The sequence below is a fragment of the Vibrio sp. Vb0937 genome (assembly GCF_033338855.1).
Genome location: NZ_JAWOTK010000008.1, coordinates 1 through 15,831, shown reverse-complemented (window position 1 = coordinate 15,831; position 15,831 = coordinate 1). Strand labels below are relative to the sequence as shown.

The window sequence follows — 15,831 nt, the reverse complement described above, 5'->3', positions numbered from 1 at the left end:
ATCTCCTTATAATTTGTATTTTTGATGCTTATCTGTGGTCTACACGGCGCACCACTGCGTCGCCGATAGACTGAATAATCTGTACTAGAACAATCAACATCACGACAGTCACGGCCATGATAGTTACATCGTAGCGGTGGAAACCGTAACGGATGGCTACGTCACCTAGGCCGCCGCCGCCTACCGTACCCGCCATAGCTGAGTAGCTAACGAGAGTGACCAAGGTAATCGTTACTGAGTTAACAATAGTCGGCATTGCTTCAGGTAGTAGAACTTTTGTGATGATCTGTGTTGGAGTCGCCCCCATTGACTGCGCTGCTTCCACCAAGCCTGTCGGTACTTCTAATAAAGCACCTTCAATAAGACGAGCGACAAAAGGAATGGCGCCAATAGTCAGTGGGACGATTGCTGCGGTTGTACCGATAAAGGTTCCAACCAGCATTTTTGTCACTGGAATAATCGCAACCATCAGTACGAGGAATGGCACAGAACGACCAATGTTAACGATAGCGCCTAAGCCGCTATTTAGTTTGGTGTTTTCAAGTAGGCCGCCTTTCTTAGTAATATGGAGGATTACGCCTAATGGAATACCCACAGCAAAGCCGACTAATCCGGCAACCGCAACCATGTAAAGCGTTTCCCACGTTGCACCTAAAAGTAGTTTGCTGTTTAAACTCAGCCATTCAGAAATCGTATTAAAGGACATAACCAAGTACCTCTACTTTTACGTTGTGCTTACGCAGGTATTCAAGAGCTGCGTTGTCATCTTCTTCGTTACCAAATAGCTCTGCGACCATCATGCCGAATTTCACGCCACCAGCGTAATCAAGGTCGGAACTCAAAATACTCACATCAATATTGTATTTACGAGAAATTTGCGACATTAACGGTGCATCGACGGTTGCGCCAGTAAACTCTAAGCGAACCAACGGGTAGCTGCCATCAACACGCTCTGCTTGCAGACGTGCTTGGTAATCTTCAGGAATGGAAAGATCCAGCGTTGAGCGAATGAATTGGTGTGCCAGCTCTGTCTTAGGGTGCGCAAAAATATCGCCAACGGTGCCTTTTTCCACCAGCTCACCACCACCGATGATTGCTACTTCGTGACAGATACTTTTTACGACTTCCATTTCGTGAGTGATAAGTAAAATCGTGATGTTGAGTTTGCGGTTGATCTCTTTCAATAACTCAAGGATAGATTGAGTTGTTGCCGGGTCTAGCGCACTAGTGGCCTCATCACAAAGCAGCACGCTAGGATCGGATGCCAATGCACGAGCAATTGCCACACGCTGTTTTTGTCCGCCACTTAAGTTAGATGGGTAGCTCTCGTGTTTGTCGGCTAAGCCCACAAGCTTTAGCAACTCAGTTACTTTTGTTGTGATTTGCGATTTGTCTTTACCTGCCAGTTCTAGTGGCAGTGCTACATTATCAAACACAGTACGAGACGAAAGCAGGTTAAAGTGCTGGAAGATCATGCCAATGTTACGGCGTGTTTCGACTAGTTGTTTTTTGCTGAGTTTGGTTAGATCCACACCATCAACGATGATGGAACCAGAGGTCGGCGCTTCTAACATGTTGACACAGCGGATCAGCGTACTTTTACCAGCACCTGATGAACCGATAACACCAAAGATAGTGCCTTTGTCGATGTGTAGGTTAATGTCTTTCAGGGCAAGGATTTCCTTACTGCCTTGGTAGAACACTTTATTGACGTTTTTTATTTCTATCATGTTTCAACCTGCCCAAAGATACGGGGAACTTCGCTGTCAAAAACGGCCTTTGACAGAACTTAATGTTGAGCTTTATCTCAATTTTCAGTTGATGCTATGGGTTAAGCAGAATGAAGTCAATAGATATTTTTACGTCTAGACGTCTAAATGTATGGATGTTCTGTTTTGAAGCGAAGATGTATAGATAACAAGCAGGAGGTAGATGGCGGGGCACCCTCAGATTTACCGATTCTTGCCCAACAAATCAACTGTTTTGTCGAGGCCTAGAATGAATTAGATAGTGTTGAAGTTTATAAGGTATGTAATAATCTGATTAAACCGAGTTAATAGAGAAATACGTTTTGGCAAAACCTGCTGTTTTTATCGATCGTGATGGCGTGATAAACGTTGACCACGGCTACGTTCATGACGAACATGATTTTGAGTACATTGATGGTGTATTTGAAGCGACGAAAGCGCTAAAAGATAAAGGCTACCTTCTAGTGTTAGTGACGAATCAATCGGGCATCGCACGCGGTAAATTCAGTGAAGACCGTTTCTTGTCTCTGACTCAATGGATGGATTGGAACTTTGCTGATAATGGTGTTGAGTTCGATGGTATCTATTACTGTCCACATCATCCAGAACATGGCATTGGCGAGTACAAGCAAGATTGTGAGTGCCGTAAGCCAAAACCAGGTATGTTCATTTCTGCGCGTGACTTCTTGAAGATCGACATGGAGAAATCTGTGATGATCGGCGATAAAGCTGAAGACATGATGGCAGCAGAAGCGGCAGGCGTTGGCACTAAGATTTTGGTTCGCACTGGTAAGCCAGTAACGGAACAGGGCGAAGCCATTGCAACGGTAGTATTAGATAGCATTGCAGATGTGCCTGCGTACTTAAACAAGTAATCTTCATTACTGACTGAGATAAGGGAAGCCACTGCTTCCCTTTTGTTTGATTCCTTCTTTTAATCTGAACACTTATGAGCAAAAAACTCACCATTCTTGATATCGCAAAATTGGCAGGCGTGGGCAAATCAACAGTAAGCCGTGTGCTTACTAACGATCCCAAGGTAAAACCGCAAACGCGTGAGAAGGTAGAGCAAATCATTCGTGAATCAGGCTACGTCCCATCAAAGTCGGCGCAGTCGATGCGTGGTGGCAGCCAAAAAGTCATTGGGGTTATCATCTCCCGTTTAGACTCACCATCAGAAAATCGCGCCGTTGGTACCATGCTCAATGCTTTGTATTCCGCTGGTTATGATGCGGTGATCATGGAGAGCCAATTCGATCGCGATAAAACCAATGAGCATTTGGATGTGCTTAAACGTCGCAACGTCGATGGGGTGATCGTGTTTGGTTTTACTGGATGTGATGAGCGAGCATTGGCGGAGTGGGGTAATCGTATCGTCGTGATCGCGATGGACACGCAAATGGTTTCCTCGATCAACTACGATAACCAAGGTGTGATAGACATGGCTTTGTCTCACCTTGAGCAGCAATCTTTATCTCGCATTGCTTATATTGGTGTTGACCCTGAAGACAAAACCACTGGCTTAGCTCGTCTAAATGCTTATAAAGCTTGGTGTCAACGCAAGCAAATTGCACCTTGTTTCCAAACGGGTAAGTTGAGCCATGAAAGTGCTTATCAGTTGGTAGACAAAGTCCTTCAATCTGATACTCAGGCCATCGTGTGCGCCAGTGACACTATCGCGTTGGGCGTGATTAAGCGTCTTCAAGAGTTAGGACGTGAAGACGTGGTTGTGACAGGTGTTGGTGGTAATGAATTGCTCTCTTTCCTTTTCCCTAAAGTATTTAGTGTCGACCCAGGTTATACCCTTGCAGGTGAGAAGTCCGCTAACATGCTGATCAATCAATTAAATGGCGATGAGGAAGTGGTTCACTTTACTCAACAGCCTATCGTTTATTGACCCACACTAAAACGATCTGCTCTAAAATTATACTGTGATCACTCTCAATTAATGGGACTGTTCCCATTTTGTTTTTTGCCTTCGGATGGCAATATTAAAATTAAGAAATGGGAATGTTCCCATTTATAAAAACAAAATGATGAATCGAATGTATCCAATACAGGGTGGACAAAGTTATGAGTAAGATTGCGCGTAAAGACGTGGAGCGTCTTATTGAGCTGGTCGGGGGGCCGGACAACATTGCCAGTGTAAGTCACTGTTTAACTCGCTTGCGTTTTGTTCTAAATGATACGGACAAAGCAGATACGAAACAGTTAGAAGCATTACCGATGGTGAAGGGCTGCTTTACCAACGCAGGCCAGTTCCAAGTGGTTATCGGTACTGAAGTGGATGAAGTTTACAAGGTACTGATCGGACTGACGGGTAAAAGTGAAGCCAGCAAAGACGAAGCGAAGAACGCTGCTCGTCAAAACATGAATATCGTTGAGCGTGGTATTTCCCACCTTGCAGAAATCTTTGTACCACTGCTACCTGCGATCATTACCGGTGGTCTGATCCTTGGTTTCCGTAACGTGATTGGCGACATCAAGATGTTTGATGGTCAAACGCTAACGGAAATCAGCCAGTTTTGGGCAACGGTACACTCTTTCTTATGGCTGATTGGTGAGGCGATCTTCTTCTTCCTACCGGTTGGCGTGTGTTGGTCGACAGTGAAAAAGCTCGGCGGTACTCCGATTCTGGGTATCACGCTTGGTGTAACATTGGTTTCGCCACAGTTGATGAACGCCTACCTGATTGGTAAGCAAGTACCCGAAGTGTGGGACTTTGGCTTATTTGCCATCGAGAAAGTGGGCTATCAGGCGCAAGTGATTCCAGCAATGCTTGCTGGTATGGCTCTGGCGTTTATTGAAACCAACTTAAAACGCATCATTCCGTCTTACCTTTACCTAGTGGTTGTGCCGTTTGTCTCTATCATTGTGTCTGTGATTCTTGCGCACTCTATCATTGGCCCATTCGGTCGTATGTTGGGTGATGGTGTTGCTTTCGCAGCAAAAGCAGCCATGACAGGTGACTTCGCAATGATTGGCTCAACCATCTTCGGCTTCCTATACGCGCCATTGGTCATTACTGGTATTCACCACACCACCAACGCGGTTGACCTTCAATTAATGCAAGAGCTAGGCGGCACGCCAATTTGGCCTCTGATTGCGCTTTCAAATATTGCTCAAGCGTCTGCGGTCGTCGGCATCATTATCATCAGTAAAAAACACGGCGAGCGTGATATCTCAGTGCCTGCGGCTATCTCTGCTTACCTTGGCGTGACTGAACCGGCGATGTACGGCATCAACTTGAAATACAAGTTCCCAATGTTGAGCGCGATGATCGGTAGTGCGTGTGCTGCTGCTATTTGTGGTAGTGCGGGCGTAATGGCGAACGGTATCGGTGTGGGCGGTTTGCCGGGCATCTTGTCTATCCAACCGCAGTTCTGGGGCATTTTTGCTTTGGCTATGTTAGTCGCAATGCTGGTACCTGCTGCATTAACGTTAATTCTTTATAAGCGTGCACAAGCCAAAGGTGAGCTTGAGCCTGCAAACGCGTAATTCTATTTGAGGCAGTGACTTGGCTGCCTCCTCCTATTTTTCTTTTCAAATTTTAAGTTTCCGATTACTGGTAAGTGAGTGTTAGAAATGGCTATGACCAAGCATGATGAGAGCTGGTGGAAAACCGCAACCATCTATCAAATTTACCCAAAAAGCTTTTGTGACAGTGGCAGTAAAGGCACGGGCGACATCAAAGGGATCATTTCTAAGCTGGATTATCTTAAGCATCTTGGTGTGGATGCGATTTGGCTGACGCCGGTTTACCAATCGCCAATGATCGACAACGGTTATGACATCTCCGATTACTACTCGATCAACCCTGAGTTCGGCACGATGCAAGACTTTGATACTTTGCTAGCAGAAGCGCATCAGTTGGGTATTCGTATCATCATGGACATTGTAGTGAACCACACGTCGACAGAACACAAGTGGTTCCAATCCGCACTGGGTGATAAAAACAGCCCATACCGTGATTACTACATCTGGAAAGATCCGGTAGATGGTGCTGAACCAAACAACTGGCAATCAAAGTTTGGTGGCAACGCTTGGGCGCTGGATGAAAAAACAGGCCAGTACTATTTGCACCTTTTTGCTAAAGAGCAAGCGGACTTAAACTGGGAAAACCCAGTAGTGCGTGAAGAAGTGAAAGAAGTCATCAGCTTCTGGGCAGAAAAAGGAGTGGATGGTTTCCGTCTCGACGTTATCAACCTGATTTCCAAGCAGCAAGATTTTCCAAGTGACGATATTGGTGATGGTCGTCGTTTCTACACGGATGGTCCACGTGTGCACGAATACCTTCAAGAGATTAGCGAATCTGTGTTTCAAAAATACGGCAGCGTGACGGTGGGTGAAATGTCTTCCACTACGCTAGAGCACTGCCAGCAATATTCTTCGCTAGACGGCAAAGAGCTATCCATGGTGTTCAACTTCCATCATCTGAAAGTCGATTATCCAAATGGTGAAAAATGGACCAAAGCGCCGTTTGATTTCATTCAGTTAAAACAGATCTTCAATCATTGGCAAACGGGCTTAAATGGCAAAGGGTGGGGGGCGCTGTTCTGGTGTAACCACGACCAGCCACGCGTTGTGAGCCGATTAGGTAACGACGAGCAATACCGTGTTGAATCTGCCAAGATGCTTGCGGCATCAGTGCACATGATGCAAGGCACACCTTATGTTTACCAGGGGGAAGAGATCGGCATGACCAACCCGGATTATACCGAAATCAGCCAATATCGTGATGTTGAAAGTACTAACATGTACGACATTATGGTCAACCGTGATGGTGTATCTCATGACGATATGATGGCGATCTTGGCACAGAAGTCGCGTGATAATTCACGTACACCAATGCAATGGAACAGTGCAAAACACGCGGGCTTTACTGAGGGAACGCCGTGGCTTGAAGTGGCGCAGAATTACTCTGAAATCAATGCTGAAGCTGCGGTTGCCGATTTGAACTCGGTGTTCTACTTTTACAAGCGTCTGATTGAACTGCGTAAACAGGTTCCAGTCATCACCGATGGCCGTTATGAAGATTTACTGCCAGAGCACAAACGTATTTTCGCTTACGCTCGTCAGAACGATAAGCAAACGCTGCTGTGTATCAATAACTACTACGCTGAAGAGGTGGAATGCGTTCTGCCAGAACGTTTTGATATGAGTAAAGCGAAAAACTTGCTATCTAACTATCAAAACTCAGCGAGCGCAGTCGCGTCAAACCATCAAGTGTTACGACCTTACGAAACTCGTATTTTGTTGATAGAAGAATAAACTCGGGTGTCATCACCCCTAAGATTGATATTCGAGATGAAGGCTTTGGTGTGCTCCCCAAAGCCTTCTTTTATTGAGATATCTCTAGCTTATTTTGTTTCAATCGCTGTTAGCTGCACTTTCTCTTCGTTGATTTGTACTTGTTGTACTTTCTGCAGTTCAATTTGTTCTATCAGACCTAAGCTCGGATTAAACCAACGTTCTGCCGAAGTGGCGAACTCCATTGAGTCCATGTCATCACAGTTTAGGTTGTAGATGTTCTCTTCCATCAGGTATGCCGCTTCAATTTTCTTGCCTGAGATCGAGAACGATTTACGCACGCCAGTTTCTCGGATTTGCTGTTGCCAAACCACTTGGCAAGATGCTGTCATAGGAAGGTTTTGTACCCACTCATGCTCTTCAAAACGGTCTAGAAGGTTGTGAACTGCGTAGCCTGTAAGAATGGTTTGCAGAGACATAGTTTCTTCACCGATGTCAATATTCGGGCTTTTCTCTTTTACGTCGTCACCGTTTAGGCGGAAAATCGGACCGCTGTGCATAAGCATGGCAATAAACTGATGACCAATGAAATAAGCGTCAGTGATTTCATGGAGTGCACCATCTGATCCTGCAAAGTAAAGCGTATTGCTCTCTTCGTCGTCGTTGTACTGCTCGTCTGAATAGTAGAACTGTTCGGCGCCGTAGTTCACCAAGTCATTAACCAACTGGACCATTGCCTCGCTGTTTGGGATTTGTGCCAATGCTGCCAATATTTGCTCGCGACCCATCGCTTGGAAGCTCAGTTTCATGTCGCCTTCTGGTTGGCCATCCAAGCTAAATGCGTAGTTTAGCTGTGTGCTTGGCGTGGGAGCGAAGATTGAGTTGTGAATCGAGACGTCGAAACTTTCTTGAGGCACTTTGTTTGGATTCGCACTGCCAGAAGACGAACCTCCGCCACAGCCGTAAAGAGCCAGAGTTGCTGCCGCGATAAGCGTCATTTTGTTTAGCATGGTTTACATTCCTGATTGATAAGGCCGCTTCATGTTGGGCCGTTGCTTGAATGCGAGCATGCTAAGTTCAGCGAGAGAAAAAGGGCAAAAAACAAAAGCTAACAGGGGTTAACGAAAGCTTAATTTTATATTTAGGTCTTTGTTTTATTGGTGGTTATTTCGTTGGCCACATTAGTGCAATACTCGTTAATGAGCGCTTTCCATCGGCTTATGATTTCTTGATCGGTCACACTAACATGCAACGTTTTCCACGGTTGGAGGCAAGTCTCTTTTGATTCAGATTGAGAAAGACGCTCAAACAAGGTTTCGGAAGGTAAAACGCGCAGCAGCGCCACCAGTGATTCCATGTAGTTGAGACGGAACTGTTCAAGTTTGTTCTGCTTGTGAGCAATGTGAGACACAAAGGTATAAATCAGTGCGTTTTGGATACGTGAGTCGCCATCTGGTGTCGTTAACAGAGCTTTTGCCCTGTCTAAGTTACCTAATTTGAAATGCAATAGACCTAACCAGAGGCTCAGCTCATCTGGCAAAACATCAAACGACGATTGTACTTGAGTTAAATACGCTTCCAGCTTTTGATGTTCGTGCTCGTATAAGGCTAGATGTCTTGCCGTTGTGATAGCCGCAAACTCATCAGATTGTCGGAGAGGTTGGCTAGAAAAGGCATTCTCGAATAACATTTTTTTGTGAATATCCGAAAGCTGCCACGTACTTGCCGAAGGTGCAGGCAGATTGAAGTATTGCGCGACATCCGAATGCATTTGGAAAATATCCGATTGTAAGTCAGATAAACGCAGTGTGTACTCATTGCGAAACGCCAACTTGCCCGTCGCAGGATAAATAAGGTTCATCTGCGCTTTCAAGATGCCCTGTTTTGTGCCGTCTTTTAACTCGATATTGAGCTCGTAGTCGCTGGTCTGCATGTTTCGTGCGCCAGGGAAATATGGCGTATGACCGATAGGATCAAGAAAGTAACTAGGAGCATCTTGGTTGGCGATGTCGGTGTATGGATATTCAACCTGTTGTTGCAGCAAGATGGCTTTGACCAGTATGCGGTATTTTCGCGCCTGAGAGCCGATTGAATCGACACGGTTGAGTAGTAGCTCGACTTTGGGAATCAGTAGTTGATGACGTGTTTGCTGTGTTGAGATTTCTTGGCGTTGCCATAACAAGCTTGCGAGTGTCATGCTACATACCGCAAGTATGGCACATAAGCTGTAAGCAAAAATCAGCTTGAAGCTCTTATTACTCGCCACCTGGGTTGAGATAACGCGCCGATGGTTTTTCGCTGGTGGCACTAAACGAATATTGGCAGGGTTAAGAAAGTAGCCTTTGCGGGGGTAAGTGACTAAAAGCTTAGCGGCATCGTATTCGGGTAAGTACTGCTGTAGCAGTGCACGTAAGGTGCTAATGCGGTTCGTGAGCACATTCTTAGAGATGAACTTGCTCTGCCAAATGGTTTCAATAATGGTGTCAGCAGAGAGTGGGTGGCCAACGCTTGTTAACAGCAGTTCTAATAATTCAATGGTGCGAGGTTCAAGATCAATCGCGATAGCATCTTGATGAAGGTTCTGTGTCTTCGGGTTATAGATCAGCTCTCCAATCGCAATACAACTGTGAGTCTGTTTAGCTTGTTGCAGAAAGTCGCGCATACCGTACCGATCTATTTGGAAATCGCGAAGTATTATATAGCGATTGGAGCGCGAAATCTTATAAATCGCGCTTCAATCATTATCAAAAATTTATGAACCGTAGGTCACGGAATAGCGGTGCGGTTTGTGGTTCATCGCTAACACGACATTGAGTGCAAACGCCCCCAAAATTGAAAGGCCAATCACTTCTGGTGTGACAAAGAAGAATGAAGCAAACAGGATACATGCATCGATTGCCATTTGGCTTTTGCCAACTGAAATGCCAAATTTGTCTTGGATAAACAAACACAGCACGTTAAAGCCACCCAAGCTGGAGCGATGTCGGAATAGGATCAGCATACCGAGCCCCATTAAAAGTCCGCCTGCGACGGCGCAATAAACTTCATTTACCGATTCGAGCGAGATTAGCAAATAAAGATGATCGGCAAAGATAGAAACCAACGCACCAGAAATGGCACTATTAATGGCGAAATGACGGCCGAAGCGTTTCCATGCTAGTAAGTAAAAAGGACTGTTTGTTAAAAAGTACAGCACACCAAAGGTAAAAGGTGTAAATTGGCTAATAAGCAGAGCCAATCCAGTCGTGCCTCCCGTTAGAAGGTTCGCGGATTGGAGAAAGAAAACGCCTTGAGCTACTAAAAAGGTACCCGTGAGAATCGCTATCCAGTCTTCTTTTAATGAGTGTTTTTCCATCAATGTTGCAGTCATTAGTGATAAATAAGGCGTGCATAGTAGTAAAAAGATGATCTTTTCGGTAGCTAGAGGGTAAAATTTACGGTAAACCTATGTAATTGCTGTTTTACAGGGTGTAAAGCACAAATTTGACAGGCAATAGATTGTCGTTATGCGATTGCAATGCTGGCATGATAAACATTGCTTGTCATCATGAAAAAACTGCATGAGAAAAATTGTAAATTTCTCTTTATGACCTAAATCAAATTATGTAGAATGCGCGCCATTAGGGTGACGAAAACGTTTGCGTCGGGTCATTCAACAGTTTTTTTGCAACTTTCAGTACTAATCTGAGTCAGGAGATACAGATGCTTAAGCGTGATATGAACATCGCAGATTACGATGCGGAACTGTTCGCAGCTATCCAGGAAGAAACTCTTCGCCAGGAAGAACACATTGAACTTATCGCTTCTGAAAACTACACAAGCCCACGTGTAATGGAAGCGCAAGGTTCTCAGCTAACGAACAAATACGCTGAAGGCTACCCAGGTAAGCGTTACTACGGCGGTTGTGAGTACGTAGATAAAGCTGAAGCACTAGCAATTGAGCGTGCATGCCAACTATTTGGTTGTGAGTACGCTAACGTACAGCCTCACTCAGGTTCTCAAGCAAACAGCGCAGTTTACATGGCGCTTCTTAACCCTGGCGATACAGTTTTAGGCATGAGCCTAGCGCACGGTGGTCACCTAACTCACGGTTCACCAGTAAACTTCTCGGGTAAGCACTACAACGTTATCCCTTACGGTATCGATGAAGCTGGTCAAATCAACTACGACGAGATGGAACAGCTAGCACTTGAACACAAACCTAAGATGATCATCGGTGGTTTCTCTGCTTACTCGCAAATCGTTGATTGGAAACGCATGCGTGAAATCGCTGACAAAGCAGGTGCTTACTTATTTGTTGATATGGCGCACGTAGCTGGTCTTATCGCCGCCGGTGAATACCCAACACCAGTACCGCATGCTCACGTGGTAACAACAACGACGCACAAAACACTAGCAGGTCCTCGCGGTGGTCTTATCTTGTCAAATGCTGGCGAAGATATGTACAAGAAATTGAACTCAGCAGTGTTCCCTGGTGGTCAAGGTGGCCCTCTAATGCACGTTATCGCTGGTAAAGCAGTAGCGTTCAAAGAAGCGATGGAGCCAGAGTTCAAAGCTTATCAAGCTCGCGTAGTGAAAAACGCAAAAGCAATGGTTGGTCAGTTCCAAGAGCGTGGCTACAAAATCGTATCTAACGGTACAGAAAACCACTTGTTCCTTGTTGACCTAATCGACAAAGATATCACTGGTAAAGACGCAGACGCGGCACTAGGTGCAGCAAACATCACTGTAAACAAGAACTCAGTACCAAATGACCCACGCAGCCCATTCGTAACGTCTGGTATCCGTGTAGGTACGCCAGCGATCACTCGCCGTGGCTTCACTGAAGAAGATGCAAAAGAGCTAGCAAACTGGATGTGTGACGTTCTAGATAACATCGGCAACGAAGAAGTTATCGAAGCGACTAAACAGAAAGTGCTCGAAATTTGTAAGCGTCTACCGGTTTACGCCTAACTATTCTTCATAGAATGAGTCAATTTCGGTGTCGAACATACTCACTTGCTCGCGCAAACTCCGTGTGTTCTCCTAGAACTCGACTCATCTATTTTGAACATTGATATACTAAAGGTCCTCAATTGAGGGCCTTTTTGTTTGTCTGGCGTTTGGAATGAGATATAGCGAAGAGTGTGTGATAAGGAGATGGCTACCAACACTGTCCCTTTCAATATATCCAAACCGCGTCATTCCGACGAGCCTAGGCGAGAGCAGGAATCTTGTTGAGGCACACTCTTTTACTCAGCGTTTCCCAAAAAATCATCAGTACGTTGGAAACTGATTCTCAATCACGCTCGTTCCTCGCTGTTCAGAATGACGGAGGTAGAATGGCTTTTTATCATCATTTGACAGATACAAAAAAGGTTGGCACTGAGCCAACCTTTTCTCTTCAAAACAAGCTTTTCAAAACAAGCGAGAGCTTATTTAATCTCGATACCTTGAGCTTGCATATCGGCATGGTAAGAAGAGCGAACAAATGGACCACACGCTGCGTGCGTGAAGCCAAGCTCTAGTGCAACTTCTTTTAGCTCGTCAAACTCTGATGGCGGAACGTAACGTTCTACTGGCAAGTGGTGACGGCTTGGCGCTAAGTACTGACCTAGAGTCAGCATCGTTACGCCGTGTGCGCGTAGATCTTTCAGTACTTCGATGATTTCTTCTTTGGTTTCACCAAGACCCATCATCAAACCAGATTTGGTCGGTACATTTGGATGCTGCTCTTTGAACTTCTTAAGAAGCTCCAGCGACCACTTGTAGTTTGCACCTGGGCGAGCTTTACGGTAAAGACGTGGCGCTGTTTCTAGGTTGTGGTTGAAGACATCTGGCGGGTTATCTTTCATTAGATCAAGCGCTACGTCCATACGACCACGGAAGTCAGGAACCAGAGTTTCAATCTTAATATGCGGGTTCAACGCACGGATCTCGCGGTTACAGTCGGCAAAGTGCTGTGCACCACCATCACGCAGATCGTCACGGTCTACAGAAGTGATTACTACGTATTTCAGCTTCATATCGGCGATGGTTTTCGCCAGTTTTTGAGGCTCTTCTGCTTCCGGTGGCAATGGGCGGCCATGAGCAACGTCACAGAAAGGACAACGACGAGTACAAATAGCACCTAGGATCATGAAGGTAGCTGTACCGTGGTTAAAACATTCCGCTAGGTTAGGGCAAGATGCTTCTTCACATACGGAGTGAAGTTTATTCTTGCGCATCGCCGCCTTGATGTCTTGAATTCGTTGGCTGTCGGCTGGTAGCTTGATCTTCATCCAATCAGGCTTACGTAGCACTTCTTTCTGCTCTGTAGGCATGTTCTTTACGGGAATCAATGCCATTTTATCGGCGTCACGATATTTAACGCCTTTTTCCATCTGGATTGGTTTGCTCATGCTTTATTACCTTGAGAAGGTGCTTCTGTGCTGAATTCTACTTGCTCATAATCGAGCAAAGTAACGAGTTCTTCTATTAATTGTTTTTCTACGGCTTCTACATTGTCTGGGCCGCCAAATTGGCTGACCTGAACCATTTCCATACCTTCATAACCACAAGGGTTAATACGCAGAAACGGTGTTAAATCCATATTTACGTTCAAGGCTAAACCATGAAACGAGCATCCTTTACGAATGCGTAAACCGAGAGAGCATATTTTCTTACCGGCAACGTAGACACCTGGTGCGTCAGGTCGCGCGGCTGAGTCAATATTGTATGCTTTTAGCGTGTTGATCACGAGGTTCTCGATTGTGGTAACGAGATCTCGTACACCTAATTTTTTGCGGCGTAGGTTGATCAAGAAGTAGGCGACCAACTGACCAGGGCCATGATACGTAACCTGACCTCCGCGATCACTTTGTACAACAGGAATATCGCCAGTGTTAATCAAGTGCTCAGCTTTACCTGCCTGTCCTTGCGTAAATACTGGGTTATGTTCTACCAACCAGACTTCATCACGGGTTTCTTCTGTGCGTTGGTCGGTGAACTCATGCATCGCCTTCCATACAGGCTCATAGTCTTGGCGGCCAAGTCGTTTTACAACAAGTTGGTGTTGCATGGGAATTCCTGTTGCTAATATATAAAGTTTTTGGATTATAAACCGGATAACCCTGATGCTCTACCGCTGCGTAACAGATTTTTAACTGAAAGCGATGTAAAGCCTCGTTATCTCTTTGATAAATAAAAAGAAAGCAGCCAAAGCTGCTTTCAAAAAAAATTTAATCTATCAAAAAATTATAGAACCATGCGTACGATGTCAATTTCACCTAACTCTTTGTACAGTGTCTCAACCTGCTCGATAGAGGTTGCAGTAATGTTGATTGACACAGAGTGGTAGTTGCCCTTAGCACTTGGTTTAACGGTCGGGCTGTAGTCACCTGGAGCATGGCGCTGAATAACTTCAAGAACAAGCTCTGGAAGTTCAGGCTTTGCATGACCCATTACCTTGTAAGTAAATGAACAAGGGAACTCAAGCAGGTCTTTTAATTTTGCATCAGAGTTGATGGTTAGCATATCGATAACTCCAGTAGATATTCGTTGCGGTGCGAAATAGTACAGTCAAATTAGGGGGAACTCAAGACGAGGAGCTCAAACTTAAAAAGCCGCCCATTCAGGCGGCTTTGCGAATAAGTTTGCTACTCTAACGTTCTTTTTAGAAGAAGCTCTTGAATAACAATACGATGTAATCCCACATGCGGCTAAATAGACTACCTTGCTCTACGGTTTCTAGTGCCATTAGTGGGTACTCGGCAATATCTTCACCATCGATCTGATAGTATAGCTTACCAACTACATCACCTTTATTAATTGGGGCTTCTAGCTCTTTTTCAAGGACGAAGCTTGCTTTTAAGTTTTTCGCTTCACCACGCGGTAGTGTTACGTAAGTATCTTGGTCAAGACCCAGTGCTACGGTGTCTTTGTTACCCATCCACACTTTTTCTTCTACGAACGTTTCACCTGCTTTGTGCGGTGCCACTGTTTCGAAGAAACGGAAGCCGTAGCTTAGCAGCTTTTTGCTTTCTGACTTACGAGCATTGGCATCTTTAGTACCCATAACGACCGCAACCAAGCGCATTTGACCTTCAGTTGCTGAACTTACTAGGCTGTAACCCGCATTACTTGTGTGACCCGTTTTGATGCCGTCAACGTTCATGCTCTTATCCCAAAGTAGACCGTTACGGTTGTATTGGGTGATGCCGTTGTAAGTAAATTTCTTCTCTGAATACACTCGGTACTCATTTGGTACGTCACGGATAAGTGCTTTACCTAGCAGTGCCATGTCGTATGGTGTTGAGTACAATTCTGCGTTATCTAAGCCATGAACGTTGGCAAAGTGCGAGTTAGTCATACCCAATGTGTTGGCCCAAGCGTTCATTAGGTCAACAAATGCATCTTCTGAACCTGCAATATGTTCTGCCATCGCAACACAGGCATCGTTACCTGACTGGACGATGATACCTCGGTTCAGGTCACGTACTTTAACTGTTGTGCCTACTTCAATGAACATCTTTGATGAATCAGGGAAGTTTTTCGCCCACGCATTTTTACTGATGGTGACATCATCATCTTCTGAGATATTACCACGCGCTAGCTCTTGGCCGATTACATAGCTGGTCATCATCTTAGTCAGACTAGCTGGAGACAATTTTGTGTTCATCTCTTTCTCTGCCAGTACTTTACCTGAATGGTAATCCATCAGCACGTAGCCCTTCGCCGCGATTTGAGGGGCATCTGGAACAACGATAGGTGATGCAAGAGCAGATTGAGCGAAAGTTGCAGAAAGGGCAACCGAAGAAACGAGAATAGATTTCACAAACTTATTTTTATTCATGGTAATTCAAATTTTTGGGTT

The 15,831-nt window shown here is 45.2% G+C and carries 14 protein-coding genes; 5 read left to right on the top strand and 9 right to left on the bottom strand.

Features of this window, described 5'->3' with window-relative positions; genetic code table 11:
• Positions 1-28: 28 nt before the first annotated feature.
• Together R7P67_RS12725 and metN are read right to left on the bottom strand one after the other, a co-directional pair.
• Positions 29-706: a methionine ABC transporter permease gene (locus R7P67_RS12725; protein ID WP_005383604.1), complete on the bottom strand. Its 678-nt coding sequence runs from the start codon at positions 704-706 to the stop codon at positions 29-31.
• A complete protein-coding gene (gene metN / locus R7P67_RS12720; protein ID WP_005381962.1) occupies positions 696-1,730 on the bottom strand; it encodes a methionine ABC transporter ATP-binding protein MetN in 1,035 nt (344 codons plus the stop codon). The genes R7P67_RS12725 and metN overlap by 11 nt, the downstream gene beginning before the upstream one ends.
• 341 nt (positions 1,731-2,071) lie before the next feature.
• Here metN and gmhB point away from each other — a divergent pair, with 341 nt between their 5' ends.
• From gmhB to treC, 4 genes are all read left to right on the top strand, one after another.
• Positions 2,072-2,623 (top strand): D-glycero-beta-D-manno-heptose 1,7-bisphosphate 7-phosphatase, encoded by a 552-nt coding sequence (gmhB, locus tag R7P67_RS12715; RefSeq protein ID WP_005381961.1) that lies wholly within the window; start codon positions 2,072-2,074, stop codon positions 2,621-2,623.
• Between the two features lie 74 nt (positions 2,624-2,697).
• Entirely contained in the window at positions 2,698-3,645 is a 948-nt protein-coding gene (treR, locus tag R7P67_RS12710; protein ID WP_025768901.1) for a trehalose operon repressor TreR, read from the top strand.
• 176 nt (positions 3,646-3,821) lie between these two features.
• A complete protein-coding gene (gene treB, locus R7P67_RS12705; RefSeq protein ID WP_005381959.1) occupies positions 3,822-5,246 on the top strand; it encodes a PTS trehalose transporter subunit IIBC in 1,425 nt (474 codons plus the stop codon).
• 87 nt (positions 5,247-5,333) lie between these two features.
• Complete coding sequence (gene treC, locus R7P67_RS12700) at positions 5,334-7,019, top strand: alpha,alpha-phosphotrehalase (protein ID WP_262653813.1); 1,686 nt, start codon at positions 5,334-5,336, stop codon at positions 7,017-7,019.
• 89 nt (positions 7,020-7,108) lie between these two features.
• Here the strand turns inward: treC and R7P67_RS12695 are convergent, their stop codons facing one another.
• From R7P67_RS12695 to R7P67_RS12685, 3 genes are all read right to left on the bottom strand, one after another.
• Entirely contained in the window at positions 7,109-8,008 is a 900-nt protein-coding gene (locus tag R7P67_RS12695) for a hypothetical protein (RefSeq protein ID WP_213889558.1), read from the bottom strand.
• 131 nt (positions 8,009-8,139) lie between these two features.
• Positions 8,140-9,660, bottom strand: a complete 1,521-nt coding sequence (locus tag R7P67_RS12690) for a transcriptional regulator (protein WP_213889556.1) — start codon at positions 9,658-9,660, stop codon at positions 8,140-8,142.
• Positions 9,661-9,750: 90 nt separating this feature from the next.
• A complete protein-coding gene (locus tag R7P67_RS12685; RefSeq protein ID WP_213889554.1) occupies positions 9,751-10,353 on the bottom strand; it encodes a YitT family protein in 603 nt (200 codons plus the stop codon).
• Positions 10,354-10,700: 347 nt separating this feature from the next.
• Here R7P67_RS12685 and glyA point away from each other — a divergent pair, with 347 nt between their 5' ends.
• Positions 10,701-11,951 carry a serine hydroxymethyltransferase gene (gene glyA / locus R7P67_RS12680; protein WP_005381985.1) on the top strand — a complete coding sequence of 417 codons (1,251 nt, stop codon included), beginning with the start codon at positions 10,701-10,703 and terminating at the stop codon, positions 11,949-11,951.
• A gap of 461 nt (positions 11,952-12,412) precedes the next feature.
• Here glyA and lipA read toward each other — a convergent pair whose 3' ends face one another.
• The 4 genes from lipA to R7P67_RS12660 all read right to left on the bottom strand — a co-directional run bounded on the left by lipA (position 12,413) and on the right by R7P67_RS12660 (position 15,810).
• Positions 12,413-13,378 (bottom strand): lipoyl synthase, encoded by a 966-nt coding sequence (gene lipA / locus R7P67_RS12675; RefSeq protein ID WP_005384139.1) that lies wholly within the window; start codon positions 13,376-13,378, stop codon positions 12,413-12,415.
• Positions 13,375-14,037: a lipoyl(octanoyl) transferase LipB gene (gene lipB / locus R7P67_RS12670; protein WP_005384137.1), complete on the bottom strand. Its 663-nt coding sequence runs from the start codon at positions 14,035-14,037 to the stop codon at positions 13,375-13,377. Before lipB ends, lipA begins: the two co-directional genes overlap by 4 nt.
• A gap of 176 nt (positions 14,038-14,213) precedes the next feature.
• Complete coding sequence (gene ybeD / locus R7P67_RS12665) at positions 14,214-14,492, bottom strand: DUF493 family protein YbeD (RefSeq protein WP_005384135.1); 279 nt, start codon at positions 14,490-14,492, stop codon at positions 14,214-14,216.
• 139 nt (positions 14,493-14,631) lie between these two features.
• Positions 14,632-15,810 (bottom strand): serine hydrolase, encoded by a 1,179-nt coding sequence (locus R7P67_RS12660; protein ID WP_005384132.1) that lies wholly within the window; start codon positions 15,808-15,810, stop codon positions 14,632-14,634.
• Positions 15,811-15,831 lie beyond the last annotated feature (21 nt).